We start from the raw sequence: 25,762 nt of genomic DNA, 5'->3' as shown, positions 1-25,762 counted from the left end.
CTTCAAGAAGCCGATCCCATACCCCGGCTTTGCGCCAGCGGACGAAGCGGTTGTAACAGGTCGTCGGCGGGCCATAGCGTTCCGGAACTTCCGCCCAAGGCGAGCCCGTTCGAAACCGCCAGAGGATGCCATTCAGGACCCGCCGATCATCAACGCGGGCAACGCCGCGTGGCTTGTTGGGCAACAACGGCGATATGATCGACCATTCGTGGTCAGTCAGTTCGTAACGACGACGCGTCATCAAATGCTTCCCTATTTCGAAGCCTTGAATCACGGCGGCCGATAAATGCCAAGAAATTTCATGAGTTTACGCTGTAGAATCGCGTCCAACACCGGCTTGAAGCTTGTCCACGTCGCGGGGAACATTCGCGATCAGTCGGCCAAGCGAGCATTTCACGCCGGGCTCAAATCAAACCCTCGTAATCATAGCAAGTGGAAACAGGAAACTCGACTCGTCGGAACGGCAGGACTTACCCATGAGGCAAGCGTTCCTCACCTTTCCTCACCTTAATGCGAGTTGCCTTCCTTGACGGCGCCTTCCGGCAGCTTGTCGTTGGCGACATTGCCGTTCCTGTCGACGATCGGAACCGGCTTCTGACACGGGACGGTCCCGTTGTTGGCGACGCGCTTGACGTCGTCCGTGGTCAGGACTGCTCGACGAGCACCTCGGTAATGACCTCTTCGCCGAACTCCTTGTTGAGACCGACCTCGACCGGGGCCTTGAAGTTCGGCAGATCGAAGGTGCCCGTATCGGCGACATCTATCAACTTCGAGCCAACGAGCAAATCATGAAGTCCATCGGTGACCATCTGCCGGAGCGGAGCACGAAGATTGCTGATCCCTTCCTTGGTCGCAGAAAAGGAAAGCTTGGTCAGGAAATAGCCCTGAATGGCGCCTTCCCTGATCACCGGTATGGTGATCATCTCACCGGAAACATATTGCTCCGATGCGCGCTGGGCGGCCTCGCCGTCCGAAACGACCGGCGCTGGAGCGCTTTGCGTCGAGAAATAGACGGATCCGAGCGTGACCGCGCAGACCAAGACTCCGGTAAGAATGAGCTTCAGCATCAAAAATCGCTATGGAACTGCGCTTCGGAATAGATGCCGTCGGCATCGGCATCCTGTGCAGCCGTCTTCAGGAGGTCGACGACGGAGCGGACTGCTTCGAGATGCGCTTCCACCTTCCGCGAGTTGACCGAGCGATGAACTGGCCGTGGTGAGACCGGCCGCGCTCAAGCGGTCGACCGGGGACAACAGGCGCCCGCCAAAGTTCGCGTAAACCACGTCGGTGCGAGTGTAGGCGAGGCGTGTTGCGCGCTTTACCGCACTGCGGAAGCCCGCCGGAACACCGCCCTTGAATGCGCTCCTATGGGTCGCCGCTGGCTGCTCTGAAAAGGCAACGACGCTGGTATTCACGCGCTCTTGATCTGGTCGACTGCCGTGGCCAGCAGCTCGTCCATAACGCCACGAATCTGTTGGTCAGACTGGGCTACGCCGGCTGCGTCGAAATCGGCGCGCACTTTGCGAAACACATCGTTGTCCCCGGCTTCCTCGAAGTCCGCGAGCACCACTTCCTTCGCATAGTCGTCGGCGTCCGCTCCTGTTTTGCCGAGCTTGTCAGCGGCCCATAATCCGAAGAGCTTGTTGCGGCGCGCCATGGCCTTGAACTTCGATTCCTCGTCCATGGCAAACTTCTTTTCGAAGCCTTCTTGGCGGTCTCTCATCTTGTTCATACTTGGCCCTCAGTTCAGGGGACTCGTGACTTTCATCCGACATCCGCCAGATCACCGGCTAGTTAATCGCAACCAGAGTGACGCGTGTCACCGCAATTGGCAATACTGAACCCCTTACCCGCGGATAGGTCAGCCGCGTGCCGCGTGACTGCCAGGTCACCACCAAGATCAAAACGCGAAACCGGAGAAGATGCCCTGCCTCTGGTTCACAAGATACATACTCAATGTTGAGCTACGCAATTTCCGAAGGCAGGGTGCCTTTCTACAACCTGCTTGCCCGCCAACAGAAGGGAGCGGATGGTGGCAGCCCTGTTGCCTCGGTGCAGCGCGTGCAATGTCATGCCGATTGAACACGCCCTTTGCGCCGGCGATGAGTGTTGGGACCTGCTCGGGCTCCCAAGACGATGCCGTAATGCTCACCGCACCGCGTTCGGTGAGATCATGCGCCGTGCCATCTGGAGCTTGTCGGGGCGCCGTTCGCCTGACCAATGAACGGGATGGTCGCTTCGGTAAGTGGCAGGAGGCAAGTTCTGTGAGGCCTCGGCATTTGATCCGTCACCTCCGATGGGTATTATGCCGACGCTACAAACCGAAGACAGGGAGTTGAATCGCATGGCCGATGAACAGGATCACCTTTTGGACGCTGCGGTGGCTCTTGATGCGGGAATTGGCAGGACACCTGCGAAATCTTCGAGAATTGGCGAAGCGGGCGAACTGCCGGAGGATGTGACGGAAATTCCACACGAACGCGATGTTACGGCAAGCCGTGACGGCGGAGCCGAAGCAGATGGCGACAGGTGAACGGGTCGATACTCACACGCTTCGTGTTCGACAAGAACGAGCAGCGCGGGTTTCACATCGTGCCATTTGGCGGCTTGAGTCAAAACCCGAACCAAACCCTGTTGCGGCAGACTCTGCAAGCTGCACCTCACAGCAAAATTATTCATTGATTCCGAAAACCAAGATAACATTCCGTTTTTTATCTCAAATTTAGACTTAAGAAAGCGGAAGACTTATCACAGGACTAAAGTAAAACCCTGAATCTCGAACATCCCCGATAAATAGACGGGAATGGCGATGGTTTGAAGCTGCGGTTCACGACAGCGACCCTAAGCCAGACTTCGCCGTCAGCCTTCGCGGCCCGATGCAAACGCCGTGTGATGCTTGGCAAGCAGCTCGGCAACCTCGTCGATGAAGGCGGGATCGACATCGGCGGCAAACTCGATGCGGGCGTTCTTGCCGTCGCGCTTAAGCTTGGCAAAGGCCCGTCCGCCGGCGTCGACCAGCGTCTCCGGCTTCACCGTTTCCGGCTTCGGCTTGCGCGACAGGCGGGTGAAGAGAATCTGAAACCGGTGGTCGCTTTCGGCTTCGAGGAAACGCCGTGAGCGGCACTCCTCCTGCGCGGCCTGGACCGCGGCCTCGTCTTCAAGCAGCGCGCCAAACGCCATCCAGCGTTCGCGGCCGACCTTCGGCGCCGGGCCGATGGCGCGGGCGATAACCGGCGGCACGCCTTCAGCCACCTGGATCAGACGCGACAGCTCGCTCTTCTGCACGGCGAGCGCCTCGCCGATCACCTTGCGGTCGAAGCCGCGGTCGGCAAGTGCGGAGGCAAACATCGCCCGCTCGATAAAGGATAGGTTGCGCCTCTCGGCGTTTTCCTTGCCCTGGGCGAGCACCAGCTCATCGTCGGTGAGCGGCCGGACGATCGCCTTGACCTTGATGCCGAGGCTGCGCACGGCGTTGAGGCGCCGGTGGCCATAGGCCGTCTGGTAGCGGCCGTGCTTCTCCGGATGCGGACGCACCAGGATCGGCGACTGCTGGCCGCTGTCGCGAATGCTGTCGGCTAGCGCCAGGAAATCCGGGTCGTCGGTTTCGCCGTCCGTCAGACGATCCTCGACGAAGGAGGCATCGACCAGGTCCGGATCGAGCTCGACGACACGCTCGCCCTGCGTCAGGGCTTCGCGCAGCGCGCGCGCCTCTTCCGCCTCACGGGTGATGCTGCCGAGAGAAAGGCCCATGGCCTTGATCGCACCGGAAGCGGCGCGGGGAACTTCGGCGAGCGGTGGCTTGGCGGCCACGGGCTTGGCGGGCTGGGCGCTCGCCGCAGTGGCAGGCTGCGTTTCATCAGCCGGCGCGGCCGGACCTGCCGGCTGGACATTGCCGGAGAAGAGGGCGCGCAGTTCGTTCTTGCGATTGCCAGCCATTCGATCAGCGCCCCCACGCCGCATGAATGAGTGCTTCGATCTCGCCGTTGACCGAGTTCAGCGATTCGACCGCGCGGTCGTAGGTGGCGCGCGTAAAATTCTCGCGCCCGACCTCGTAAAGTGTCTGCTTCGTCAGCCCGGCGTCCGAGACCGCCGTCGATTTCACCATGGCCGAAGTCAGCACCCGCTCGCCGAAGAGCGAGCGCATGAAGCCGACGATCTGTGCCTGCGGCCCGTCGTTCGGCTCGAATCGGGTGACAAGATAGCGCAGGAAATCGAAATTCAGCTCGCCGCCGGCCTCGCGCACGACGCTCAAGAGATCCGACGTCATGTAGAGGAACTGGTTCATCGAGGCGACGTCGAGCATCTGCGGATGCACGGTGACGATGACGGAAGTCGAAGCGCAAAGGGCCGAGAGCGTCAGATAACCGAGCTGCGGCGGGCAATCGATGATGACGACATCATAGTCATCGGCGACACTGGCGAGTGCTGTCTGCACTCGGGCGAAGAACAGCGGGCCGGCGTCGCTGCCGTTGTGGCGAGCGCTCAGCGCCTGCGGCGTCGTATGCTCGAATTCCTGAAGCTCGAGGTTGCCGGGCACGAGATCGAGGCCGTCGAAATAGGTCTTGCGGATGATGTCCTTCAGCGGCCGCGCTTCGGCGTCGTAGCGGATCGCGCCATAAAGCGTGTCGTTGCCGGTGAGGTCAAGCTCCGGCTGATAGCCGAAGAGGGCGGAAAGCGAGGCCTGCGGGTCGAGGTCGACGGCGAGTACGCGATGGCCTGTCATAGCGAGATATTGCGCGATATGCACCGACGAGGTCGTCTTGCCGGAGCCGCCCTTGAAGTTGGTGACAGAGATTACCTGCAGGTGCTCGCCTGCTTCCCGGTCACGCCACTTGAGGTAGCTACGCGCCTTGACGGCATTGCCCTTGGCCAGCGCCTGCTCAGCCAGGTGGCGGCGAAGCGCGTTGATATCGGACAGCGAATAGGACCGGCGACCGCCGAGCCCCGTATCCGGCTGTGGGCCCTCGCCGGCAAGCGAAAGCTGACGCAGATAGCCGTCGGAGACACCGATCAGCTTGGCCGCCTCGCCCGAGGTGAAGCTTCGAAGCGTCTTCATCGCCGTCGGCGGGAAGAGCCGCTCGCGCATGGCCTTCAACTGGTCGGAAAGCGCGCGCGCATCGGCCGCGATCGCTTCGTCGGCCGGACGGCGAGCCCGGGAGTGATCCGCGTCCTGCCTTGCCTGGGTTGCCGTCATCGTCATTTCGCCCTACTCCTTGCATGCATCGCGGCACAACGCTGCGGCGATGCACTAACAGAGATTTAATCCAAATACGGCTAATCAGCACTTATTCGAAAAACTCCGTAACAGAGATGCCGGAGCTTCTGATTCGCGTCAAGACTTCGACCGCGATCGGCGGTAATGGCGAGCGACACGCTGGGGGGTGCCAATCTCGCAAAAGAAAACGCCCGCGACGGCGGCGCGGGCGTTCGATAAGACCGTCAGATCGGTAGTCAGAGCTTGGGGCCGATGTGATCCGGGATCGGGCACTGGTAGGGTTTATCCTCTGTTTTTTCGCGCCACTCCGCCTTGGCGCGCGCCAGCAGATCGGCATCGAGGATCAGATCGAGACCCGTTGCTGCCAATGATTTCGCCGCATGGGCGAAAGCCTTGTGCGCGGCCGGGCTCTTGCCCTGTGCGACGACCTGCCATGTGTGCGGCGCGGTGCCGATCGCCCAGGCGGGCGCCCAGCACTGTGCGGTCGGGGTGATCCAGCTGACATCGCCGACATCGGTCGAGCCCGCGCGGAAATGCGACTGCCCCTCGAAATCCCGGAGGCCGAGATGCAGGCCGGTCGAACCGTCGAGACGGCTGTTGGCGAAGACATCGCCCTTGATCTGGTATAGCCGGATGCTGCTGGAAATCGCCTCTGATGTCAGCGTCTTCTGGATCTCCTTGGCAAACGCGATGTCCGCCTCGTCGAAGGGCACCGGGCCGAGTGCCACCATATTCTCGTGGATCGCCGTTTCCAGCGCAATGTTGGGCAGAAGGTTGGTCGCCGCCCGGTCGAAGACGATCTCGACCTCGGTCTCCGTCATCATCGCCGCACCTTTGGCGACCTTGTCGATGCGGGCAGCGAGCGCCAGCGCCTCCGGCATCTGCGGCGCCCGCACCAGATAGAGCGCCTCGGCACGGGCCTGGACGACGTTCGCCGCCTTGCCGCCGGCATCCGTGATCGCATAGTGGACGCGGCAATCCTGCGGCATGTGCTCGCGCAGGAAGTTGACGCCGACATTCATCAGCTCCAGCGCATCGAGCGCGCTGCGGCCGAGATGCGCACCGTTGGACGCATGCGCCGCCACACCCTTGAAGCGGTAGTAGATTTCGAGCACGGCGAGATTATTGGTCGAGCGAACGCCGTTGAAGGGCGCGGGATGCCAGGTCAACGCCGTGTCGACATCAGCAAAGACGCCGGCGCGCGCCATGAAGGTCTTGCCGGAACCACCCTCCTCACCGGGGCAGCCGTAATAACGAACCGTCCCCGGAAGCTCGTTTTCCTTGAGGTAGGTTGCAAGCGCGACGGCAGCGAGTAGTGAGCCGGTACCGAGCAGATTGTGGCCGCAACCGTGGCCGGTGGCGCCCTCGACCTCTACCCGTGCTTCGGCGATGCCGGCCACCTGGCTCAAGCCCGCCAGCGCATCGAACTCACCCAGGAAGGCGATCACTGGACCGCCCTCGCCCGCCTCACCGACAAAGGCCGTATCGATCTCGGCCAGCCCGCGCGACACGCGAAATCCGTACTTCTCCAGCATCGCGATCTGGGTCGCAGCCGACCTTTCCTCATGAAAGCTCAGCTCCGCATGTTCCCAGATCGCGTCGCTCATCGCGGCGAATTCGGGTTTCAGCGCCTCGACGATTTCGACAAGGGCGGTCAGTGCGGATGATTTTGGCATGAATCTTCCTTTTGCAACGGCGCCGGACGCGGTCGCATCAGTATTGCTATCGGTGGATCGAAGATGGCGGCTGGCCTGCCGCCATCTCTTTGGTCAGATCCGGCTTGGGCCCGGATCAGTCGTCGAGCGTCACTTCCCAGAGGCGGGTATTGGACTGCCAGACAGGCTCGCCATGCAGCTTCTTTGTGGCGCCCCAGATGTCGACCATGTCGTACATGAAGATGCCGGGGACCTCGTCGAGCATCAGTTGATGGAACTCATCGAAGATCGCCTGACGCTTGGCCTGGTCGGCCTCGATGTAGGCCGCCTTCATCAGCTCGACCGCCTTCGGGTTGTCCCACATCAGCGAGGCGTTCTTGTCCTTGTTGCCGACATAGAAGCTGTACATCAGCGCGGGATCGAGGCGCGGCGAGACCGACTGCGAGATCACCTGGTAATTGCCGGAGCGACGGCGATCGACCTGAGTCGCATAATCGAGCACCTCGATCTGCACGTTGAGGCCGACCTGCTGCATCATCGCCTGGGCGACGACGGCGGCCGGGAAGCTTGGCACGTTTCCGCGCTTGTTGGCGATGATGGTAATCTGCTCGCCCTTGTAGCCCGCATCGGCAAGGTTCTTCTTCGCCTTTTCGAGGTCCATCGGAATCTTCTTCTTCTGGACGTCGGAATAGAAGACCGAGTCAGCCGAGACCATTGACGAATTGGCCTCACCGGTCCCGTTGGAAACGGCGGCGACGAGCTGGTCGAGGTCGAGTGCTTCGGCCATGGCGCGGCGCACCGCCACATTGCTCAGCACCTTGTCGCGGGTCTGGAAGTAGAGCAGGTTCTTGCCGTTGTTGCGGTGCACGATGAGCTGCATCGTGTCGCTGTCCTTGAACTCGGCGATGAGATCGGCCGAGACCTCAGCGGTATCGAGCGCGCCCGAGAGCAGACCCGTCTTCACCGTCGAGGCATCCGGGATTACCATGAACTTGATGCCGTCGACGAGCGGCCGCTTCGAGCCGACCATGCCATCGGGCTTGCCATCATTGGCGGGCGAGACGTAGTCAGCGTTCTTCTCGAGCCGGACATACTCGCCCTTCTTCCATTCCGCCCACTTGAACGGGCCGGTGCCGATCGGCGCGACGAAGGCGCTATCAGCGCCGACAGAATCCTGTGAGACGATGCCGGTGTAGCCGCATTCCGGCCGGGCCATGAGGCCGAGGAAGACGGCAGACGGCTTCTCGATGCTCATGGTGACGGTGGAAGCATCGGCTGCGGCAACGTTCGTCACCTTGATCGACTTGCTGCCATCGAAGTCGCCGGCGCAGGTCCACTTGGTCTCCGGCTTCATGTAGCGGTTCCAGTTCCAGACCACGTCTTCGGCGGTCAGCGGCTTGCCGTTATGGAACTTCACGTCGTCGCGCAGCTTGAACGTATAGGTCAGGCCATCGGCCGAAACCTCGAAGCTTTTCGCGAGCAGCGGCTTCACTTCGCCGTTCTCGGCATAGCCGACGAGACCCTCGACGATGTGGAAGATCACCGAGTCGGTGTTGCCGTCGCGGTTGACGCCGGGCTCGTTGCTGCGGATGTCCGAGCTTTGCGCCACCGTGAGGTCGCGGGCATGGCCGAGCGTGATCGCGCTCATCAGCATTGTGCCGGCAAGAAGTATGGTTTTCATGGGTTCCTCTCTCTTGTTGTTGGTTGTCGGTTCAAAAGTCGCGCCAGCAGGCCTGCGACAGCTTGCCGATCGTTTCGAGCGCGATGGTGTAGCCGGGCGTACCGTCAGGCATCAGCACCGGCACGCCGTCGGTAAAGGCAGCGATGGCGTAGAGGGGCTTGCCGTCGCGATAGACGACGCCGGCATCCATGCGGCCGCGTTTTCCCCGACCGCCCTTGCAGGCGGCCACCACCTCGAAGGGAAGCCGCGCACGAATGCCGTAGCGCAGAACCTGGTTCTTCAGCGTCTGCAGGGCGAATGCCGCGAGCTCGAAGGAGATGCCGAGCCTGACCGCTGCCGCGGCGTCTTCCTGAGCGGCCAGGATCAGCTCCAGCAGCATTACCTGGTCGGCCGCCGTCGTGGTCGTCACATCGGCCAGCGAATGATCGGGTCTCAGCGCCAGTGGCGGAATAAGGAAGCGGTGGTGCGTTCCCGCCATGCCGAGCGCCTTGCAGTAGCTGTCCACCTCCTCGAGCGTCAGCCGTTCGAACACCATCTTGGTGCAGACATTGTCGCTCAACACCATCATGCCGACGATGGCGTCGCGGAGCGAAATGACGATGCCCGGCGTCAGGTAGCGGAACATGCCGCTTGCCACTTCCTGGGCGAGGCGTTCCGCGTAGGTGATCCGCTCATCAAGATCGAGCCGCCCGTCAGCCACAGCCTTCAGCGCCGCCATCATGATCGATGTCTTGCGGGTGCTGGCGGATGGCGTTTCTTCACGCTCACCACGACCGATCGTTTCCCCGGTTTGCAGATTGCGCACGAGGAAGCGCGTGACAAAGGGCTGGGCATCGGCAATCGCGTTCAGTTCCGCTGAGATCGCGCCGGTCTTGATTTCGTTGCTCATCTCAGGCCTCCAGCCGCCATTTGAGGGTGACGCCACCGGTCTGGTTGAGATCGAGCGCCGGGATCGCGGAGAGGAGCTTGCGGGTGTAAGTCTCCTGCGGCGCGTCGAAGATCCGGTCACGGTCGCCTTCTTCGATGATGCGGCCGTCCTGCATGACGATGACCCGGTCGGCGACCTGCTCGACGACGCCGAGGTCGTGGCTGATGAACAGGCAGGAGAAACCGTAGCGCTTCTGCAGGTTGGAAAAGAGCTCCAGTACCTGCGCCCGGACCGTGACGTCGAGCGCGGAGACAGGCTCGTCGGCGATCAGGAACTTCGGCCGCCGAGCGATGGCGCGGGCAATCGCCACGCGCTGGCGCTGGCCGCCGGAAAGCTCATGCGGGTAGCGGTTGGCGAAATCGGCGCCGAGACCGACTTCCTCCAGGGTTTCGAGCGCGCGGCGGCGCCTGCCCGGCGTTTCGAGATCCGGCACCAGCCGCAGGGCTTCCTCGACGAGCGCCTGGATGGTCATGCGCGGATCGAGCGAGGAATAGGGATCCTGAAACACCATCTGGCAGTTCAGGCGATAGTCGCGCCAGTCGGCACTGCGCTCGCGGCCCTGGAATAGGATCTTTCCTTCCGTCTGCTCAACGAGGCCGGCGATAGTGCGGCCGAGCGTCGTCTTGCCGGAACCGGAACCGCCGACAAGGGCCACGACTTCGCCGGCATGGATATCGACGCTGACGCCGTGCAGCGCCCGCTTCGGTTCGTGCCTGCGAAAGAGCCCCTTGCGACCGCGGTATTCGACCACGATGTTGCGTGCCGAGACCATCGGCGTGCGCGTCAGGTCGAGCTTGCGCGGCGCGCTTCGGAACGGCAGCGAGGAAAGCAGCTTGCGGGTGTAGGGATGCCGCGGCGCCTGCAGGATCTCTTCGGTCAGACCCTGCTCGACGACGACGCCCTTTTCCATGACGACGAAACGGTTCGTGTAGCGGGCGACCATCGGCAGGTCATGGCTGATCAGAAGCACCGCCGTGCCTTCGGCCTGGGTGAGTTCGACCATCAGCTCCATGACGTCGCGCTGGACCACGGCATCGAGCGCCGTCGTCGGCTCGTCGGCGATCAGCAAGGCCGGTTTCAACAGCATCACCGAGGCGAGCATGATGCGCTGGCGCATGCCGCCGGAAAACTCGTGCGGATAGGCGGCCAGCGCCCGCTCGGGCTCGCGGATGCCGACCCGCTTCAGCATCGAGAGGATCGCCGCGCGGCGCTCTTCGACCGACATCTTGGTGTGCAGGATCAGCCCCTCTTCGAGCTGCCGGCCGATGGTCATCGACGGGTTCAACGAGGTCATCGGCTCCTGGAAAACGACGCCGATCTCGCCGCCGCGCAATTGCCGGAGGTCGCGATCCTTCATGCCGAGCACGTCGCGGCCCCGGTAGAGGATCGTGCCACCGCCATGGCGGACGGCCGGCGGGATGAGGCCGACGATCGCTCGTGTGGCGAGCGTCTTTCCGGAGCCGCTTTCGCCGACGATGCCGACGATTTCGCCCGGCGCGACTTCGAAGCTCACATCCTTGACCACCTGGTTGCCGGAATGGGCGACGGCAAGCGAGAGGCCCCGGACGCTGAGAAGGGGTGCGCTGAGAAGAGATTTTCCGGTCATTTCAGGCCTCGCATGCGGGGGTCGAGCTTGTCGCGCAGCGCATCACCGAGCAGGTTGATGCCGAGCAGGGTGAGCGCGATGCAGAGACCGGGGAAGAAACCGAGCCAGACGGCCTGTTCGATGAAGGGGCGGCCGGCGGCCAGCATGTTGCCCCAGGTCGGCGCCGGTGGCGGCACGCCGAGGCCAAGGAAGGAAAGTGCGCTTTCCGACAGGATCGCCCAGCCGAACATCGAGGTGGCAAGCACCGTGATCGGTGCCACGCAGTTCGGCAGGATATGGCGCAGCATCGTATAGATCTCGCCATTGCCCATGACGCGCGACGCTTCGATGAACTCGCGCTCACGCAGTGAAAGGACTGCGCCGCGCACCACGCGCGCCATAGACGGCGTATAGGCGATGCCTAGCGCGAAGATGATGCCGTACTGGTTGGCGCCGAAGACAGCGAGCAGGCCGAGGGCGAGCAGGATGCCGGGGAAGGCCAGCAGCGCGTTGTTGATCGCCATGATCACGCCATCGACCCAGCCGCGGGCATAGCCGCTGACGATGCCGATGAAGGTACCGCAGACGACGGCGAAGGTGACGGTCAGGAAGCCGATCCAGACGCTGGCGCGGGCGCCGACCATCAGCCGGCTGGCGACATCGCGGCCGAACTCGTCGGTGCCGAGCCAGTGCGCCGCACCGGGTGCAGCGAGGCGCGAGGTGAAGCCGAGCGCCATCGGATCATAGGGCGTCCAAATGAGACCGATGAGCGCGATGACGACGAGCAATCCGATCAGGCCGCCGCCGATGACGCCATTGAAAGTGAACTTTCTCATTCTGCCACCACCCGCGGATCGAAGAGAGGATAGAGAAGGTCGACCACGAGGTTGACGACGACATAGGAGAAGGCGACGAGCAGCAGGCAGCCCTGGATCACCGGATAGTCGCGCTGGAAGATCGCATCGACCATCAATCGGCCAAGGCCGGGGATGGTAAAGACCGTCTCGATGACGGCAATGCCGCCGAGCAGGTTGCCGAGGATAAGGCCGATCATCGTCCAGGTGGGTCCGAAGGCATTCTTGAAGGCGTGGCGCCAGAGAACGGCACTCTCCGAAAGACCCTTGGCGCGGGCGTGGGTGATGTAATCGAGTCTCAGCACTTCGAGCGTGGAGGCACGCGCCATGCGAATGATCACGCCCATCTCGTGGATGACAAGGGTCATGACCGGGAGGACTAGATAGAGAAGCCCGGCCTTCCAGTTCTCGGTGATCGGCACATAGCCGACCACCGGCAGCCAGCCGAGCTTGAGGCCGAAGGCGAGCAGCAGAAGCAGACCGAGCCAGAAGGTCGGGATCGACAGAAGCACCGTCGCCGAACCGACCAAAGCAAGATCGGTCAGGCTGTTCTGCCGCCAGGCGGCGATGACGCCAGCCGGTACCGCAATGAGGCTTGCGAGAAACACGGCGATCACGACGATCTCGGCGCTCACCATGAAGCGGCTGAGGACCAGATGCAGCACCGGCTCGCCGGTGACGATCGACGTGCCGAAATCGCCGGAGAGGATATTGCCGGCCCAGATGACGAATTGCTCGGGGATGCTGCGGTCAAGACCGAGCTCCGTGCGCATCGCGGTAATCTGCTGCGGCTCGGCCATGTCGCCGAGCATCAGTGCTGCCGGATCGCCGGGAATGAGGCGGATGAGCGTGAAGACGGCCACCGAGACGATAACGATCGTCGGTATCGCCATCACGAGGCGATTGAGAATGAACTTGATCATGGGTTCCCCGTACTGAGGCAGGCCGCACGCGTTACCGCGATTCTCCCGCCCGTCGGCTCTTGTTGATGGAACTATGATCGATTGGAAAAAATCGCGCAATATTATGAGTAATCGTCATACCTCTATGACAAGGACATGACACGTCGGGCGAGCGGCGATGGATCGCTCGACGAACAGGATACTGAATATAAAACAAGGCATTACTTGCTGCCCTGGGCCGAGGCGACCCACCGTCTACAGGTCGTGGACGGCGGCGACCTGACGCTTCAGGCAATCGATCATGGCCTGGGCCGCAAGCGACAGTGGAACGCCGGCCGCGGTGGCGACGCCGAAATCCTGGGTGAGATGCGGCGAGAAACGACGGATCTCGATCGGCAGATGCCGATGCAAACTGGCAAAGAAGCTGCTGATGATCGCGACCCCGAGGCCGTAGGCAGCATAGGCGCAGGCCGAGCTGTTGCTGTGGGTCTCGATCTTGACCTTCTGCGGCACGCCGGCATTGCGGAAGATCTCGTCGAGCATGACGCGCGTCGGCCGGCGCCGGCCGATGAGGATCAGCGGCACCCCGCGCAATTCCTTGGGCGTGATGGTATCGAGCGCAGAGAGCGGATGCCCCTTTTCCATCACGCAGACGCTGACGCCTGTGGCGACCGGCTGCATTTCGATGCCGGCGCTGAGTTGCCCCTCATACCGCAGAAAGCCGAAGTCGATGATGCGCTGCTCCACCAGCCGCGCGATCGCGACGGTCGTATCGAAGAAAGTCTCGATGCGCACGCCCGGAAAATCCTTGGCATAGTCGGCGAGCATCGCCGGCGCGAAAGTCTCGGACATGCTATTCGGCAGGCCGATGCGCACGACCTCTGGCCCGACGGCGCCGCTGCGCAGATCCTGCGCCAGATTGGTGAAGCGGTCGATGCCCAATAGAATGTGTTCGGCATCCTCGGCGAGTTTCATCGCCTCCGGCGTCGGGATCAACCGGCCCTTGTCGCGGGCAAAGAGCGTCAGCGACAGGTCTTCCTCGAGCTGCTGCAACAACCGGCTGACACCGGACTGGCTGAGGCCCATGGTCTTGGCGGCAGCAATCGTCGATCCGGTCGCAAGAAGCGTGCGCAGCACTTCCAATTGTCGAAAATTCACGCCGCCCCCGGTTCGTTCGAACATCCGCTAGCTCCCGTGTTTACGGGAAGGCGATCCGGCAAGAAAGGGGTGCGACACCGAGCGTAGCGAAATCGATCGCCGAGCGGCTCGCCATTGATGAGGAGCGCGCGAACGCGCTCCTCAGGGATTCACCGATCAGGCGTTGGCCTGCACCGGATGGTTGAAGCGCTCGGCAAAGACCTCGATCGAGCCACGGCCGAAGCTGCGCAATTGTCGGCGCGTGAGAACAGCCATCACGCGTGCCGCCGTCGAGACGGTCATAGCGTCGAGCGGACCTTCACCGCTCCAAGGCTTGTTCAGCCGGTCCGTGACGATGCCGAGGAGGTTCGCCGGCATGATGTCGGTACAAGGTTTCATCCAATCGAAGACTTCGCTGATCGGAAGCAGCTTACCTTCGAACGCAACGAACGGCTCGGGCATGTTTGCGCCCCAGTCGTCATAGGCCTCCAGAGCATCGCGAAACAGGTTCTGCAGCGTGATGGAGGCGTGCCCTTCATGTAGAGCAGGCAGGAAATTCGTCATTTGTGTCTCCTTCAGTGGTTAAGGCCGGGAAACGCGAATGGCCAATTCTGTCAGCATGTGTTTGTGTTCGTGCCGGGTGGCCGATACTCTGTGGCCACGCGACTGGTTAAACTGCAGGCGATGACGCAATGCGCAAATCGGGTGATAGTTCCCTGAGCCGCAGTCAATTTTGGCGGGAAATCGGCACGCATACACGTCGCGCGCCGCGACCAAGGTTTCCCCTCGCGGCCTCCCCCCGACTCGATATTAACGATCCCGCCCCAAAGGTAAACACCGGGTCGCCATTGCGGCAGAAACGAAAATCTAAAATCGATAATTTCTATAGAATATACTATCTTACCCGGCTCTGCCAGATAATTCACTGATATGCACCTCAATCGATAGGGAGCAGTCACATGGGAACGATCTCGCGGCTTTCCGAGAAAACACGAGCCCCGGCGCACCGGATCGAGAGCGAGGAGGAAGCGCTGTCGATCGCCCGCGAATTGGCGGCGGAATTTGCGAAGAGCGCCAATGAGCGGGATACGGATCGCATCCTGCCCTTCGACGAACTCGATGCGCTGGCCCAATCCGGCCTGCTCGCGATCACCGTGCCGCCGGAATATGACGGCATCGACGTCTCCAATGCGGTTCTGGCGGAGATCACCGCCATCCTCTCGGAAGCAGACAGCTCGATCGGCCAGATCCCGCAGAACCACTTCTACATTCTGGAAGCGCTGCGCACCGATGGCACCGAAGAGCAGAAGGCGTTCTTCTTCGGCCGTGCGCTTGCCGGCGACCGTTTCGGCAACGCCCTTTCCGAGCGCGGCACGAAGACCGTCGGCGACTATGCGACGCGGTTGACGCCTGATGGTCCCGGTTTCCGGCTGAACGGGCGCAAGTATTATTCGACCGGCGTGCTGTTTGCCGAATGGATCGTGGTCTTCGCTCTGGATCCAAACGACAAGCTGACCATGTCGTTTTTGCCGCGCGGCGCCGAAGGATTGCAGATCATCGACGACTGGGACGGCTTCGGCCAACGCACGACCGGCAGCGGCACGACCGTGCTGCAAAATGTCTATGTCACCGCCGATGCGGTGGTGCGCCATCACCGCGGCTTCGAGCGCTCGACGACGATCGGCTCCGTCGGCCAGATCATTCATGCCGGCATCGACCTCGGCATCGCCCGGGCGGCCTTTGCCGAAACCCTCAATTTCGTACGTGATCATGCGCGACCCTGGATGGACAGCGGCGTTGAGCGCGCTGCCGATGATCCCCTGACCATCGCCCGCATCGGCCAGCTCGCCATCCGCCTGGAGGCGGCAACCGCAACCGTCGAACGCGCCGGAAAAAAGGTCGATGTCGCCCAGATCAACGGCACCGAGGAGAGCGTCGTCGAGGCAACGCTTGCCGTTGCTGCGGCGAAGGTCCTGACGACCGAGATCGCCTTGGAAGCGAGCAACACGCTCTTCGAACTCGCCGGAACCGCCTCGACGAAGATCGGCCTCAACCTCGACCGGCATTGGCGCAACGCCCGCACCCATACGCTGCACGACCCGGTGCGCTGGAAGCATCACGTCGTCGGCAACTACCACCTGAACGGCGTCAAGCCGCCGAAGAACGGCGCACTTTGATCCCATTGACCGCGCACAAGCGGCTCGAGGCGTGACCAACGCTTCGGGCAACGCATAAACCTTGCCCGAAGGAGAACTCCATGAGTCGCGAAATCCGGCTTAATGCCTTTGACATGAATTGCGTCGGCCATCAGTCGCCGGGGCTCTGGACCCATCCGCGCGACCAGTCCTGGCGCTACAAGGATCTCGACTATTGGGTGCATCTGGCAAAAACGCTCGAGCGCGGCAAGTTCGACGGCCTGTTCATCGCCGATGTGCTCGGCGTCTACGACGTGCTGAACGGCAATGCAGATGCGGCACTTCGCCATTCGGCCCAGGTCCCGGTCAACGACCCCTTACAACTGGTACCGACGATGGCCTATGAAACGGAACATCTGGGCTTCGGCCTGACGGCGTCGCTTTCCTTCGAGCATCCCTACACCTTCGCCCGCCGCATCTCGACGCTCGACCATCTGACCAAAGGGCGGATCGGCTGGAACATCGTCACCTCCTATCTGAACAGCGGCGCCCTCAATGTCGGCCAGGCGCAGCAGACGCGTCACGACGACCGCTATGATCTCGCCGAGGAATATCTGGAGGTCTGCTACAAGCTCTGGGAAGGCAGCTGGGAGGAGGGTGCCGTCGTGCGCGACCGGGCAACCGGCATCTTTACCCATCCCGACAAGGTGCACCCGATCAATCACCGCGGCCGCCACTTCACCGTCCCCGGCATCCACTTGAGCGAGCCTTCGCCGCAGCGTACGCCCGTGCTCTACCAGGCTGGCTCTTCGAGCAGAGGCAAGGACTTCGCCGGGGCTCACGCCGAATGCATTTTCGTCGCCGCGCCCTCAAAGACCGTATTGAAACGCTATGTCGCCAACATGCGGGAAGCGGCAGAGCGCGCCGGCCGCAACCCGCGCGAAATCCTTGCCTTCAATCTGCAGACGGTGATCCTCGGCGAAACCGATGCCGCGGCGAAGAAGAAGTTCGACGAGTACCGCAAGCACATCTCCTATGAGGGCGCTCTGGCGCTGATCTCCGGTTGGACGGGCATCGATTTCGGCCAGTTCGCCCCGGACGAGCCGCTGCGCCACCGCTACACCAATGCGGTGCAATCGGCCGTCGAGACCTTCACGACGATCGATCCGGATCGCGTGTGGACGGTGCGAGAGATGGCCGACTGGGTGGGCATCGGCGGCTTCGGACCGGTTTTCGTCGGCTCGCCCTCGACCGTTGCCGACCTCATGCAGGAATGGGTCGAGGAGACCGATGTCGACGGCTTCAATCTGGCCTATGCGGTAACGCCCGAGACTTTCGAAGACGCCGTCGATCTGCTGATACCGGAACTGCAGAAACGCGGCGTCTACAAGGCCGACTATCGCGAAGGCACGCTCAGGGAAAAACTCTTCGACGCCGGGCCAAGGCTCGTGGCGCCGCATCCGGGCGCCGGCTATCGGGACATCGGCGGAACGAAATCGGCGATCGCGGCTTCCGCTTAGGGCGGGGCCATCCAAGAAACGCCGCCGGGACCTGGTCCAGGCGGCGTTTTTCTTTCAGGCCGAGGCAATCGCGCCTGCGGGGCAGGCTCAGCTATAAAGGCTTACCGGCGGGATCCGGCCGTTCAATGCGAAATCGCCAACCTCGCGCGCCTTGTAAGCGACCGGATCGTGCAGCGTGTGAGTGCGGACATTGCGCCAGTAGCGGTCAAAGCGATAGTGCCCTGCCGTGGCGCGTGCGCCCATCAGCTCGAAGACCTTCGTCGTCACGTCGAGCGAGACATGGGTCGAGTGCACCTTGGCCGCATAGGCCTCGATCGCCGCTTCGCCGCGCGTCTCGGCCGTCACCGACCTCCCCTGCGACAGTGCCGCCTCGACCGAAGCTGCGGCCACATCGGCCAGCGCGACCGACGCCTTCACGCTCGCCTGGAGTTCCCCGATCCGTTCGAGGATATAGGGGTCATCGCCGGCGCGTTCGACACCCGATGTCACCCAGGGACGTGTCGTGGTGCGAACGTAGTCGAGGGCCGATGCAAGCGCACCTTCCGCCGTGCCGAGGTAGAAATTGACGAAGACGAGCTGGATCAGCGGCGTGTTGAACGTCGCCTGCACCGCTGGCGGATCGGAGGGGTCGGCAAGCGGCAGGATGAAATCACGATCGTAGACCGGGAAATCACGGAACTCGACGCTACCGCTGTCCGAGAGGCGCTGGCCGATATTGTCCCAGTCGTCGTTGGTGATGTAACCCGGCCGGTCGGTCGGCACGACGAAATTGGCAATTTTACCCTCGATCGCAGCGTTGACGTTAATGCGGTCGGAGACATGCGCGCCGGTCGAAAATGTCTTGCGGCCGTTCAGCACATAGTGGCCACCACGCCGTTCCAGCGTGAGGCCGGGATCGCGCGGGTTGACCGCGGCACCCCAATAGAGCTGCCGCTCGACGGTCTCCGCCCCAAGCACCCAGGCCTGCTTCGGATCGGCAGCGGCCCAGTAGACATATTGGCTGTTGACGTAGTGGTAGCCAAGCAATTGGCCGATCGAGCTTTCGCCGCGCGCGATGATGCGCACCAGCCGCAGCCCGTCGACCCAGCTCAAGCCCGCACCGCCAACCTCCGGCGAATGCAGCGCGGTCAGAAGACCGGCCTGACGGAGCGCCTCGACCTCTTCCCGCGGCGGCGCTCCGACGCGGTCGAGTTCGGCGCCACGGCGGGCAAGATCCCTAGACAGCGTCTCGGCGCGGGCAAACAGCTCCCGCCGTTTTTGATCGTGTGCGCTGTTGTCGGCCGCCACCGGCTCTTTGAGGAAATGTACGTTGCTCATCCGCCTCTCCATGGTTGAGGCGAAATAATGCACATATTATATAGATAATAACAGCAATCTAATTCCACAGCGGCGCGGCCGTTGGAAATGTCCTACCCGCCTCAGCCCGCCTCGGCATCGCGCGACGCCACGATCTCTGAGGCGTTGTCATTGGCGGCGAACTGCTCCAGCGTCATGTTGTCGAGGATCGAGGCGATCGCGTCGCGAACATTGCTCATCGACTTGCGCACATGACAGTTGACCGGATCGGCGCAGTCGTCGCAGGCCTCAAACGCGGTGCGGCTGGCACAGCGGATCGGCGCCAAGGGCCCATCCAGCGTCCGGATGACCTGGCCGATGCGGATGTCGGAGGCTGGTCGAGAGAGAGAATAGCCGCCGCCCGGGCCCTTCTTCGAGCGCAGGATTCCGGCATTGCGCAGTTCGAGAAGGATCGCATCCAGGAACTTCTTCGGAATATTGTTCCGCGTGGCGATCTCGGTGATGAAGGCGGTCTCTCCTGGCTCCAGTTGAGCCAGGTCGACAAGGGCCTTGAGCCCGTATTTTCCTTTTTTGGTCAACATGTCACTTCGCTTTCGTGAACAAGAAGGCCGCCACAATTCCGCTCCTCAGGCATTTGCCGGAGGCAACGGGTTGTGACGGCCGCACTCTTTCGCTTAGGATGTCCTACACCCAAACCGCACCATTCTCAAGAAATTACGGAAGTTACTGCATAGATTTAGTGCGCTTTCTTGGCGCTTTCATGGCAGAGACGGCGATTTCTCATAAATGAGCCTTCGGTAGATTGAGGTTCGGTCCGCGGCGCCAGCACCTGCGCACGCGAACGGTGGCGCCGCTTGCAGGACACCTGACACCAGAGATGCCGGTAGCGGGTGATCAAACCGTGAGATGTCGTCGGGCCTCGGGCGTATCCAACGTCTCTGGCGGCCCCTCGTGCACCACGGCGCCGCGATCCATGATGTAGACGTGATCGGCGAGTCCCCGGCAGAAATCCAGATATTGCTCGACCAGCAGGATCGCCATTCCGGTCGAATCCCGGAGGTAGCGGATCGCCCCGCCGATATCCTTGATGATCGAAGGCTGAATGCCCTCGGTCGGCTCGTCGAGCACCAGGATCTTCGGCCGCGTCACCAGCGCCCGGCCGATCGCCAATTGCTGCTGCTGCCCGCCGGAGAGGTCGCCTCCGCGACGCCCGAGCATCGAACGAAGAACCGGAAAGAGATTGAAGACGTCCTCCGGTATCGAGCGATCGCCCCGCTTCAGCGGGGCGAAGCCGGTTTCGAGATTCTCCTTCACCGTGAGCAGCGGAAAAATCTCACGGCCCTGCGGCACGTAGCCGATGCCTTCCTTGGCACGGCGGTAGGGCGCCATACCCGCGAGTGCTACGCCGTTGAAGCCGATCGCGCCGGCGCTAACCGGATGCTGACCGGTAACGGCCCGGAGCAGGCTCGACTTGCCGACGCCGTTGCGGCCGAGCACGCAAGTGATCCTGCCCATCTCGGCGGTGATCGACACGTTGCGCAGCGCCTGCGCGGCACCGTAGTGAAGATTGACGTTTTCGACGCTCAGCATGGCGCGCCCTCCTATGACGTTTGCTGGATGGGGCATTACCGGCCGAGATAGTTCTCGATGACCTTCGGGTCGCTGCTGACGAAGTCGATCGAGCCTTCCGCCAGCACCGCGCCCTCAGCAAGGCAGGTAACCTTGACCCCCAATTCGCGGATGAAGCCCATGTCGTGCTCGACGACCACCACGGATCGGGTCTTTGCGATCTCCTTGAGCAGAACCGCAGTCTCGGCCGTTTCCGCATCCGTCATCCCGGCGACCGGCTCGTCGACGAGCAGCAGTTCCGGCTCCTGGGCAAGCAGCATGCCGATCTCCAGCCACTGCTTCTGGCCGTGCGAAAGGTTGGCGGCGAGATCGTCGCGACGCGTAGAAAGCCGGACGGTCGCAAGGATTTCCTCGATCCGGGCCTTGTCCTCGGCCGTCAGCCGATAGAACAGGGTCGCGAAGACGCCTCGTCTTCGGTTCAAGGCGAGTTCAATATTGTCCCACACCGTATGGCTTTCGAAGACCGTCGGCTTCTGGAACTTTCGGCCGATGCCGAGCGAGGCGATCTCAGCCTCGTCCTTCTTCGTCAGGTCGATCCCGCCCTTGAAGAAGATCTGCCCCTCGTCGGGTCGGGTCTTGCCGGTGATGATGTCCATCATCGTCGTCTTGCCGGCCCCGTTCGGGCCGATGATCGCCCGCAGTTCGCCGGGTTCGATGACGAAGGAGAGCGCGTTCAGCGCCTTGAAGCCGTCGAAGGAGACGGAGACGCCATCGAGATAGAGAAGGCTGGTCGGTTTGGTCTGGCCGATCGTCTGGTTCATGTCGCCTACTCCGCCGCCATGGGTTCAACAGCAAGATTGTCCGGCGTTTCGTCCGCCCGCGCCCTACGCTCAGCACGCCGGCGGGCGAAATAGGCGCTGGCCGTTCCGACGACGCCCTTAGGCAGGAACAGGGTGACGAGCACGAAAAGACCGCCGAGCGCGAAGAGCCAGAATTCCGGGAAGGCTGCGGTGAATATGCTCTTGCCGCCATTGACGAGGATGGCGCCGACGATCGGGCCGATCAGCGTGCCGCGCCCGCCAACCGCCGTCCAGATCACCACCTCGATCGAATTGCCGGGTTCGAACTCGCCGGGATTGATGATGCCGACCTGTGGCACGTAGAGCGCGCCGGCGATGCCTGCCATCATTGCCGAGACGGTGAAGGCGAAGAGCTTGATGTGCTCCACCCGATAACCGAGGAAGCGGGTCCTGCTCTCCGCATCGCGCACCGCCACGAGCACCTTGCCGTATTTGGAACGCACGATCGCCGAGGTGAGAATGAGGCAGAGCGCCAGCATCAGCGCCGAGGCAGCAAAGAGTGCTGCACGCGTACCGTCGGCCTGGATGCTGAAGCCGAGGATATCCTTGAAATCGGTCAACCCGTTGTTGCCGCCGAAGCCCATATCATTGCGGAAGAAGGCGAGCAGCAGCGCATAAGTCATCGCCTGGGTGATGATCGAGAGATAGACGCCGTTGACGCGCGAGCGGAAGGCGAACCAGCCGAAGACGAAGGCAAGTAAGCCCGGAACCAGCACCACCATCAGTGCGGCGAACCAGAACATGTCGAAACCATACCAGAACCAGGGCAGCTCCTTCCAATTGAGGAACACCATGAAATCCGGCAGCAGCGGATTGCCGTAGGAGCCGCGCGCGCCGATCTGGCGCATGAGATACATGCCCATGGCATAGCTCCCGAGCGCGAAAAAAGCGGCATGCCCAAGCGAAAGAATGCCGCAGAAGCCCCAGACAAGATCGAGCGCCAGCGCCAGCAGCGCATAGGTAAGATACTTGCCGAACAGCGAGACCAGGTAGGTCGGCACGTGCAGCGGATGGTCGGGCGGCGTCAAAAGGTTGAGCGCCGGAACGAGGATGGCCAAGCCGACAAGGATCGCCACGACGACGAGGATGCTGCGGTCCAGCGATTTCATCAGAAACGAGGTGATCATGCTTCGACCGCCCTTCCCTTGAGTGCGAAGAGCCCGCGCGGTTTCTTCTGGATGAACAGGATGATCAACACGAGCACGAGGATCTTGCCGAGCACGGCGCCGGCATAGGGCTCGAGGAACTTGTTGAGGATGCCGAGCGAGAAGGCGCCGACAAGCGTGCCCCAGAGATTGCCGACCCCGCCGAAGACGACGACCATGAAGCTGTCGATGATGTAACCCTGGCCGAGATTGGGCGAGACATTGTCGATCTGCGACAGCGCCACTCCTGCCATGCCAGCGATGCCGGAGCCGAGTGCAAAGGTCAGAGCGTCGACCAAGGGCGTGCGGATGCCCATGGATGATGCCATGCGACGGTTCTGAGTCACGGCCCGCATCCGCAGGCCCATCGATGTCCGTTTCAACAGGAACAGCAGAGCGGCAAAGACGGCCAGCGCAAAGACGATGATCCACAGCCGGTTCCAGGTGATCGTCAGCCCGCCGAGATCGAAGGCGCCGGACATCCAGGAGGGATTGCCGACCTCACGGTTGGTCGGCCCGAAGATCGAGCGCACCGACTGCTGCAGGATCAGCGACAAGCCCCAGGTGGCAAGCAGGGTTTCCAGCGGGCGGCCATAGAGGAAACGAATGACGCCGCGTTCGATTGCAAGGCCGACGGCCCCGGTGACGAGAAAGGCAAGCGGCAAGGCGATCGCCAGCGACCAGTCAAAAAGCGCGGGATAGGAATTGCGCACGACCTCCTGCACCATGAAGGTCGTGTAGGCGCCGAGCATGACCATCTCGCCATGGGCCATGTTGATGATGCCCATGACGCCGAAGGTGATGGCAAGCCCGATCGCCGCCAGCAGCAGAACGGAGCCGAGCGACAGGCCGTACCAGACATTCTGGCCGGCGCTCCAAAGCGCCTGGGTCTGTTCGATGCGGGCGATCGCCGCCTCGATATCGGGTTTGAGGGAAGCATCGGCAGTGGCCAGCGCGGATGTCAGAACGGCAAGCCCGTTGCGCCCATTGCCCTCGGCAAGGAGTGTTATCGCCTGGCGCTTTTCATCGTCGCCTCGCTCCGACAGGAGGAGCGTCACGGCTCTCGCCTCGTCGAGAACCCTGCGAACTGTTGCATCCTTTTCGGTCGCAATGGCCGTCTCGATCGCATCGAGCGCATCGGCATCCGGCGTCTGCAGCATCGACTGCGCCGCCTTCAGTCGGGCCCCGGCGTCATCGCTGAAAAGGGTCAGGCCGCCGAGCGCGCTACGAACCGCGCGGCGCACGGCATTGTTGACCTTGACCTTCTGCATCGCCGCTTTCGGCGCTTCGCCGGCTTCCATGCCTGTCGCGGGATCGACGAGCAACAGGTCCGCGCCTTGCGCCTTGACGAGGAAGACCTTGCCGTCGGACTTGCGCTGGTAGAGTTCCCCCTCGCCCAACGCCTCCAACACGGGAATGACTTTGACATTGCCGGTCTTGGCGAGCGCCGAGATCCGCTCGTCCATATCCGAGAGTTTCGCGGCGCCGAGCTGGTCGACCAGCGCGCCAAGGTCGTCCGCCGCACGCAGACCGACCACGTGGGTCGATATCAACAGGCACAGCGCAACAAACAGGATCTGCAGAATTCGGTACATTACCCTCTCGCTCGGGTCTTGCCGTGTCGCGTGGGCGACGGGCGTTTCGGTCGAGGATTTCACGTTAAGATCCCTCCGCCCGGCCGCATCATCGGACGGAGGGATGCTTGCCCCCGGATTTCGTCATGCAAGGATTGGCCGGGCGGACTGCCCGCCCGGTCTATGACTCGGTGACGAAATCAGGAGCCTTTGCCGCCGCATTTGCCGGTGGCGACGTTGAAGTTGCCGCACGACATCGGCGCGCGCCAATCGGAGATCAGGTCCTTGGAGTCGGGCAGATAGTCGGACCATTCGTCGCCGACGACGAGCCCGGGGGTTTCCCAGACGGTCTCGAACTGGCCATCGCCCTGGATCTCGCCGATCAGCACCGGCTTGGTAATGTGGTGGTTCGGCATCATCGTCGAATAGCCGCCCGAAAGGTTCGGCACGGAAACGCCTATCATCGCGTCGAGGACCTTATCCGTATCGGTGGTGCCGGCCTTCTCGACGGCCTTCAGCCACATGTTGAAGCCGATATAATGCGCTTCCATCGGGTCGTTGGTCACGCGCTTGTCGTTCTTGGTATAGACCTTCCAGGTTTTGATGAACTCGGCATTGGCCGGTGTGTCGACCGACTGGAAATAGTTCCACGCCGCGAGATGTCCGACCAGCGGCGTGGTATCGAGGCCGGCGAGTTCCTCTTCGCCAACCGAGAAGGCGACGACCGGGATATCCTCGGCCTTCACGCCCTGGTTCGCCAGTTCCTTGTAGAAGGGTACGTTGGCGTCCCCGTTGATGGTCGAGACGACGGCGGTCTTCTTGCCGGCCGAACCGAACTTCTTGATGTCGGAAACGATCGTCTGCCAATCGGAGTGACCGAAGGGCGTGTAGTTGATCATGATGTCTTCGGGCTTCACGCCCTTGGAGATCAGATAGGCCTCGAGGATCTTGTTGGTCGTGCGCGGATAGACATAGTCGGTGCCGGCGAGCACCCAGCGCTCGACGCTTTCGTTCGCCATCAGATAATCGACGGCCGGGATCGCCTGCTGGTTCGGCGCGGCACCGGTATAGAAGACGTTGCGCTGGCTTTCCTCGCCCTCGTACTGGACCGGATAGAAGAGGATCGAATTCAGTTCTTCAAACACCGGCAGCACCGACTTGCGCGATACCGAGGTCCAGCAGCCAAAGACCGCCGAAACCTTGTCGACCGAGACCAGCTCGCGCGCCTTTTCGGCAAAGAGCGGCCAGTCGGACGCCGGGTCGACGACGACGGCTTCAAGTTTTTTGCCGAGCAGGCCGCCCTTCTTGTTCTGCTCGTCGATCAGCATCAGCATGGCATCTTTCAGCGTCGTCTCGGAGATCGCCATGGTGCCGGAAAGCGAATGCAGGATGCCGACCTTGATCGTGTCATCGGCGGCGAAGGCGCCGTTGAACGCCGTCGTCGACAGGACGGCAGCCAGGAATGCGCCGGTGACGCTTGCCTTGATATTCATCTGATGGAACCCCTCTCGTTCTGGAGCAACTGGGCTTTCGGTGCTTTTTAGCCGTTGCTTGAGGGGATCATCGGACAGCCACGCTGCACTGCACATACGTCATTCTACGTAGGCGCCGGGGGCAAAGAGGAACGGCCGACGATGGGAAGGCCGAAGCTCACGCACAATTGCGCCGTCATGCTTGACCTTACCACCGTTGGAAGCTCTAGAAAC

General features: G+C 62.2%; 23 protein-coding genes and 1 pseudogene. 4 read left to right on the top strand and 20 right to left on the bottom strand.

The features are described from left to right. The 3 genes and pseudogenes from BLU35_RS29555 to BLU35_RS29540 form a co-directional block, all read right to left on the bottom strand. Positions 1-241 (bottom strand): transposase (locus BLU35_RS29555; protein ID WP_143033019.1); only part of this gene is annotated, 241 nt, incomplete at its 3' end. 266 nt (positions 242-507) lie between these two features. Further along, a pseudogene (locus tag BLU35_RS29550) lies at positions 508-1,067 on the bottom strand (hypothetical protein). 344 nt (positions 1,068-1,411) lie between these two features. After that, positions 1,412-1,732, bottom strand: a complete 321-nt coding sequence (locus BLU35_RS29540; protein ID WP_093235712.1) for a DUF1476 domain-containing protein — start codon at positions 1,730-1,732, stop codon at positions 1,412-1,414. A gap of 224 nt (positions 1,733-1,956) precedes the next feature. Between BLU35_RS29540 and BLU35_RS36405 the strand changes: the two genes are divergently transcribed. After that, entirely contained in the window at positions 1,957-2,082 is a 126-nt protein-coding gene (locus BLU35_RS36405; protein WP_286161663.1) for a hypothetical protein, read from the top strand. A 262-nt stretch (positions 2,083-2,344) separates the two neighbouring features. After that, positions 2,345-2,533 carry a hypothetical protein gene (locus BLU35_RS29535; protein ID WP_143033018.1) on the top strand — a complete coding sequence of 63 codons (189 nt, stop codon included), beginning with the start codon at positions 2,345-2,347 and terminating at the stop codon, positions 2,531-2,533. Positions 2,534-2,859: 326 nt separating this feature from the next. Here the strand turns inward: BLU35_RS29535 and repB are convergent, their stop codons facing one another. The 10 genes from repB to BLU35_RS29485 form a co-directional block, all read right to left on the bottom strand. Then, positions 2,860-3,936: a plasmid partitioning protein RepB gene (gene repB, locus BLU35_RS29530; protein ID WP_093235710.1), complete on the bottom strand. Its 1,077-nt coding sequence runs from the start codon at positions 3,934-3,936 to the stop codon at positions 2,860-2,862. A gap of 4 nt (positions 3,937-3,940) precedes the next feature. Beyond that, positions 3,941-5,194, bottom strand: coding sequence for a plasmid partitioning protein RepA (repA, locus tag BLU35_RS29525; RefSeq protein ID WP_093235717.1), 1,254 nt, complete (start codon positions 5,192-5,194; stop codon positions 3,941-3,943). A 257-nt stretch (positions 5,195-5,451) separates the two neighbouring features. Next, positions 5,452-6,891, bottom strand: coding sequence for a M20 family metallopeptidase (locus tag BLU35_RS29520; protein WP_093235709.1), 1,440 nt, complete (start codon positions 6,889-6,891; stop codon positions 5,452-5,454). Between the two features lie 115 nt (positions 6,892-7,006). Then, positions 7,007-8,551, bottom strand: coding sequence for an ABC transporter substrate-binding protein (locus BLU35_RS29515; protein WP_093235707.1), 1,545 nt, complete (start codon positions 8,549-8,551; stop codon positions 7,007-7,009). Between the two features lie 31 nt (positions 8,552-8,582). Then, entirely contained in the window at positions 8,583-9,440 is an 858-nt protein-coding gene (locus BLU35_RS29510; protein WP_093235706.1) for a serine hydrolase, read from the bottom strand. Between the two features lies 1 nt (position 9,441). After that, positions 9,442-11,085: an ABC transporter ATP-binding protein gene (locus BLU35_RS29505; RefSeq protein WP_093235705.1), complete on the bottom strand. Its 1,644-nt coding sequence runs from the start codon at positions 11,083-11,085 to the stop codon at positions 9,442-9,444. Continuing rightward, complete coding sequence (locus tag BLU35_RS29500) at positions 11,082-11,900, bottom strand: ABC transporter permease (RefSeq protein ID WP_093235704.1); 819 nt, start codon at positions 11,898-11,900, stop codon at positions 11,082-11,084. The genes BLU35_RS29505 and BLU35_RS29500 overlap by 4 nt, the downstream gene beginning before the upstream one ends. Beyond that, positions 11,897-12,841, bottom strand: a complete 945-nt coding sequence (locus BLU35_RS29495) for an ABC transporter permease (RefSeq protein ID WP_093235702.1) — start codon at positions 12,839-12,841, stop codon at positions 11,897-11,899. Before BLU35_RS29495 ends, BLU35_RS29500 begins: the two co-directional genes overlap by 4 nt. A 234-nt stretch (positions 12,842-13,075) precedes the next feature. Then, the gene (locus BLU35_RS29490) at positions 13,076-13,978 is read right to left on the bottom strand and encodes a LysR family transcriptional regulator (RefSeq protein ID WP_093235716.1); all 903 of its coding nucleotides are present in this window, start codon (positions 13,976-13,978) and stop codon (positions 13,076-13,078) included. A 156-nt stretch (positions 13,979-14,134) separates the two neighbouring features. Beyond that, complete coding sequence (locus BLU35_RS29485) at positions 14,135-14,521, bottom strand: BRA0787 family protein (protein WP_057251743.1); 387 nt, start codon at positions 14,519-14,521, stop codon at positions 14,135-14,137. Between the two features lie 395 nt (positions 14,522-14,916). Between BLU35_RS29485 and BLU35_RS29480 the strand changes: the two genes are divergently transcribed. Both BLU35_RS29480 and BLU35_RS29475 read left to right on the top strand, forming a co-directional pair. Next, complete coding sequence (locus BLU35_RS29480; protein WP_093235701.1) at positions 14,917-16,134, top strand: SfnB family sulfur acquisition oxidoreductase; 1,218 nt, start codon at positions 14,917-14,919, stop codon at positions 16,132-16,134. 80 nt (positions 16,135-16,214) lie between these two features. After that, a complete protein-coding gene (locus BLU35_RS29475) occupies positions 16,215-17,612 on the top strand; it encodes an LLM class flavin-dependent oxidoreductase (RefSeq protein WP_093235700.1) in 1,398 nt (465 codons plus the stop codon). Between the two features lie 87 nt (positions 17,613-17,699). Here BLU35_RS29475 and BLU35_RS29470 read toward each other — a convergent pair whose 3' ends face one another. The 7 genes from BLU35_RS29470 to urtA form a co-directional block, all read right to left on the bottom strand. Beyond that, on the bottom strand, positions 17,700-18,929 hold the full coding sequence (locus BLU35_RS29470; protein WP_093235699.1) for an acyl-CoA dehydrogenase family protein: 1,230 nt from the start codon (positions 18,927-18,929) through the stop codon (positions 17,700-17,702). Positions 18,930-19,030: 101 nt separating this feature from the next. After that, the gene (locus BLU35_RS29465; protein WP_093235698.1) at positions 19,031-19,489 is read right to left on the bottom strand and encodes an RrF2 family transcriptional regulator; all 459 of its coding nucleotides are present in this window, start codon (positions 19,487-19,489) and stop codon (positions 19,031-19,033) included. Between the two features lie 313 nt (positions 19,490-19,802). Continuing rightward, positions 19,803-20,498, bottom strand: coding sequence for an urea ABC transporter ATP-binding subunit UrtE (urtE, locus tag BLU35_RS29460; RefSeq protein ID WP_093235696.1), 696 nt, complete (start codon positions 20,496-20,498; stop codon positions 19,803-19,805). Positions 20,499-20,533: 35 nt separating this feature from the next. After that, positions 20,534-21,298: an urea ABC transporter ATP-binding protein UrtD gene (gene urtD, locus BLU35_RS29455; protein WP_093235695.1), complete on the bottom strand. Its 765-nt coding sequence runs from the start codon at positions 21,296-21,298 to the stop codon at positions 20,534-20,536. Between the two features lie 5 nt (positions 21,299-21,303). Further along, a complete protein-coding gene (urtC, locus tag BLU35_RS29450; protein WP_093235693.1) occupies positions 21,304-22,464 on the bottom strand; it encodes an urea ABC transporter permease subunit UrtC in 1,161 nt (386 codons plus the stop codon). After that, positions 22,461-24,077 carry an urea ABC transporter permease subunit UrtB gene (gene urtB, locus BLU35_RS29445; RefSeq protein WP_093235692.1) on the bottom strand — a complete coding sequence of 539 codons (1,617 nt, stop codon included), beginning with the start codon at positions 24,075-24,077 and terminating at the stop codon, positions 22,461-22,463. The genes urtC and urtB overlap by 4 nt, the downstream gene beginning before the upstream one ends. Before the next feature lie 179 nt (positions 24,078-24,256). Beyond that, positions 24,257-25,549, bottom strand: a complete 1,293-nt coding sequence (gene urtA, locus BLU35_RS29440; protein ID WP_093235690.1) for an urea ABC transporter substrate-binding protein — start codon at positions 25,547-25,549, stop codon at positions 24,257-24,259. Positions 25,550-25,762 lie beyond the last annotated feature (213 nt).

The sequence above is a fragment of the Sinorhizobium sp. NFACC03 genome, assembly GCF_900103435.1.
In the GTDB taxonomy this organism is placed as follows: domain Bacteria; phylum Pseudomonadota; class Alphaproteobacteria; order Rhizobiales; family Rhizobiaceae; genus Ensifer.
Note: the sequence above shows the minus strand (reverse complement) of the source record. Positions and strands in the feature narration are given on the sequence as shown.

Excerpts from the sequence above, each read along its gene's own strand:
- urtD (WP_093235695.1), bottom strand. The coding sequence starts at position 21,298 with ATGAACCAGACGATCGGCCAGACCAAACCGACCAGCCTTCTCTATCTC.
- BLU35_RS29475 (WP_093235700.1), top strand. The coding sequence starts at position 16,215 with ATGAGTCGCGAAATCCGGCTTAATGCCTTTGACATGAATTGCGTCGGC.
- BLU35_RS29485 (WP_057251743.1), bottom strand. The coding sequence starts at position 14,521 with ATGACGAATTTCCTGCCTGCTCTACATGAAGGGCACGCCTCCATCACG.
- urtE (WP_093235696.1), bottom strand. The coding sequence starts at position 20,498 with ATGCTGAGCGTCGAAAACGTCAATCTTCACTACGGTGCCGCGCAGGCG.
- BLU35_RS29540 (WP_093235712.1), bottom strand. The coding sequence starts at position 1,732 with ATGAACAAGATGAGAGACCGCCAAGAAGGCTTCGAAAAGAAGTTTGCC.
- urtA (WP_093235690.1), bottom strand. The coding sequence starts at position 25,549 with ATGAATATCAAGGCAAGCGTCACCGGCGCATTCCTGGCTGCCGTCCTG.
- BLU35_RS29495 (WP_093235702.1), bottom strand. The coding sequence starts at position 12,841 with ATGATCAAGTTCATTCTCAATCGCCTCGTGATGGCGATACCGACGATC.
- BLU35_RS29505 (WP_093235705.1), bottom strand. The coding sequence starts at position 11,085 with ATGACCGGAAAATCTCTTCTCAGCGCACCCCTTCTCAGCGTCCGGGGC.
- urtC (WP_093235693.1), bottom strand. The coding sequence starts at position 22,464 with ATGATCACCTCGTTTCTGATGAAATCGCTGGACCGCAGCATCCTCGTC.
- BLU35_RS29500 (WP_093235704.1), bottom strand. The coding sequence starts at position 11,900 with ATGAGAAAGTTCACTTTCAATGGCGTCATCGGCGGCGGCCTGATCGGA.
- BLU35_RS36405 (WP_286161663.1), top strand. The coding sequence starts at position 1,957 with ATGTTGAGCTACGCAATTTCCGAAGGCAGGGTGCCTTTCTACAACCTG.
- BLU35_RS29470 (WP_093235699.1), bottom strand. The coding sequence starts at position 18,929 with ATGAGCAACGTACATTTCCTCAAAGAGCCGGTGGCGGCCGACAACAGC.
- urtB (WP_093235692.1), bottom strand. The coding sequence starts at position 24,077 with ATGTACCGAATTCTGCAGATCCTGTTTGTTGCGCTGTGCCTGTTGATA.
- BLU35_RS29510 (WP_093235706.1), bottom strand. The coding sequence starts at position 9,440 with ATGAGCAACGAAATCAAGACCGGCGCGATCTCAGCGGAACTGAACGCG.
- repB (WP_093235710.1), bottom strand. The coding sequence starts at position 3,936 with ATGGCTGGCAATCGCAAGAACGAACTGCGCGCCCTCTTCTCCGGCAAT.
- BLU35_RS29515 (WP_093235707.1), bottom strand. The coding sequence starts at position 8,551 with ATGAAAACCATACTTCTTGCCGGCACAATGCTGATGAGCGCGATCACG.
- BLU35_RS29535 (WP_143033018.1), top strand. The coding sequence starts at position 2,345 with ATGGCCGATGAACAGGATCACCTTTTGGACGCTGCGGTGGCTCTTGAT.
- BLU35_RS29465 (WP_093235698.1), bottom strand. The coding sequence starts at position 19,489 with ATGTTGACCAAAAAAGGAAAATACGGGCTCAAGGCCCTTGTCGACCTG.
- BLU35_RS29520 (WP_093235709.1), bottom strand. The coding sequence starts at position 6,891 with ATGCCAAAATCATCCGCACTGACCGCCCTTGTCGAAATCGTCGAGGCG.
- BLU35_RS29480 (WP_093235701.1), top strand. The coding sequence starts at position 14,917 with ATGGGAACGATCTCGCGGCTTTCCGAGAAAACACGAGCCCCGGCGCAC.
- repA (WP_093235717.1), bottom strand. The coding sequence starts at position 5,194 with ATGACGGCAACCCAGGCAAGGCAGGACGCGGATCACTCCCGGGCTCGC.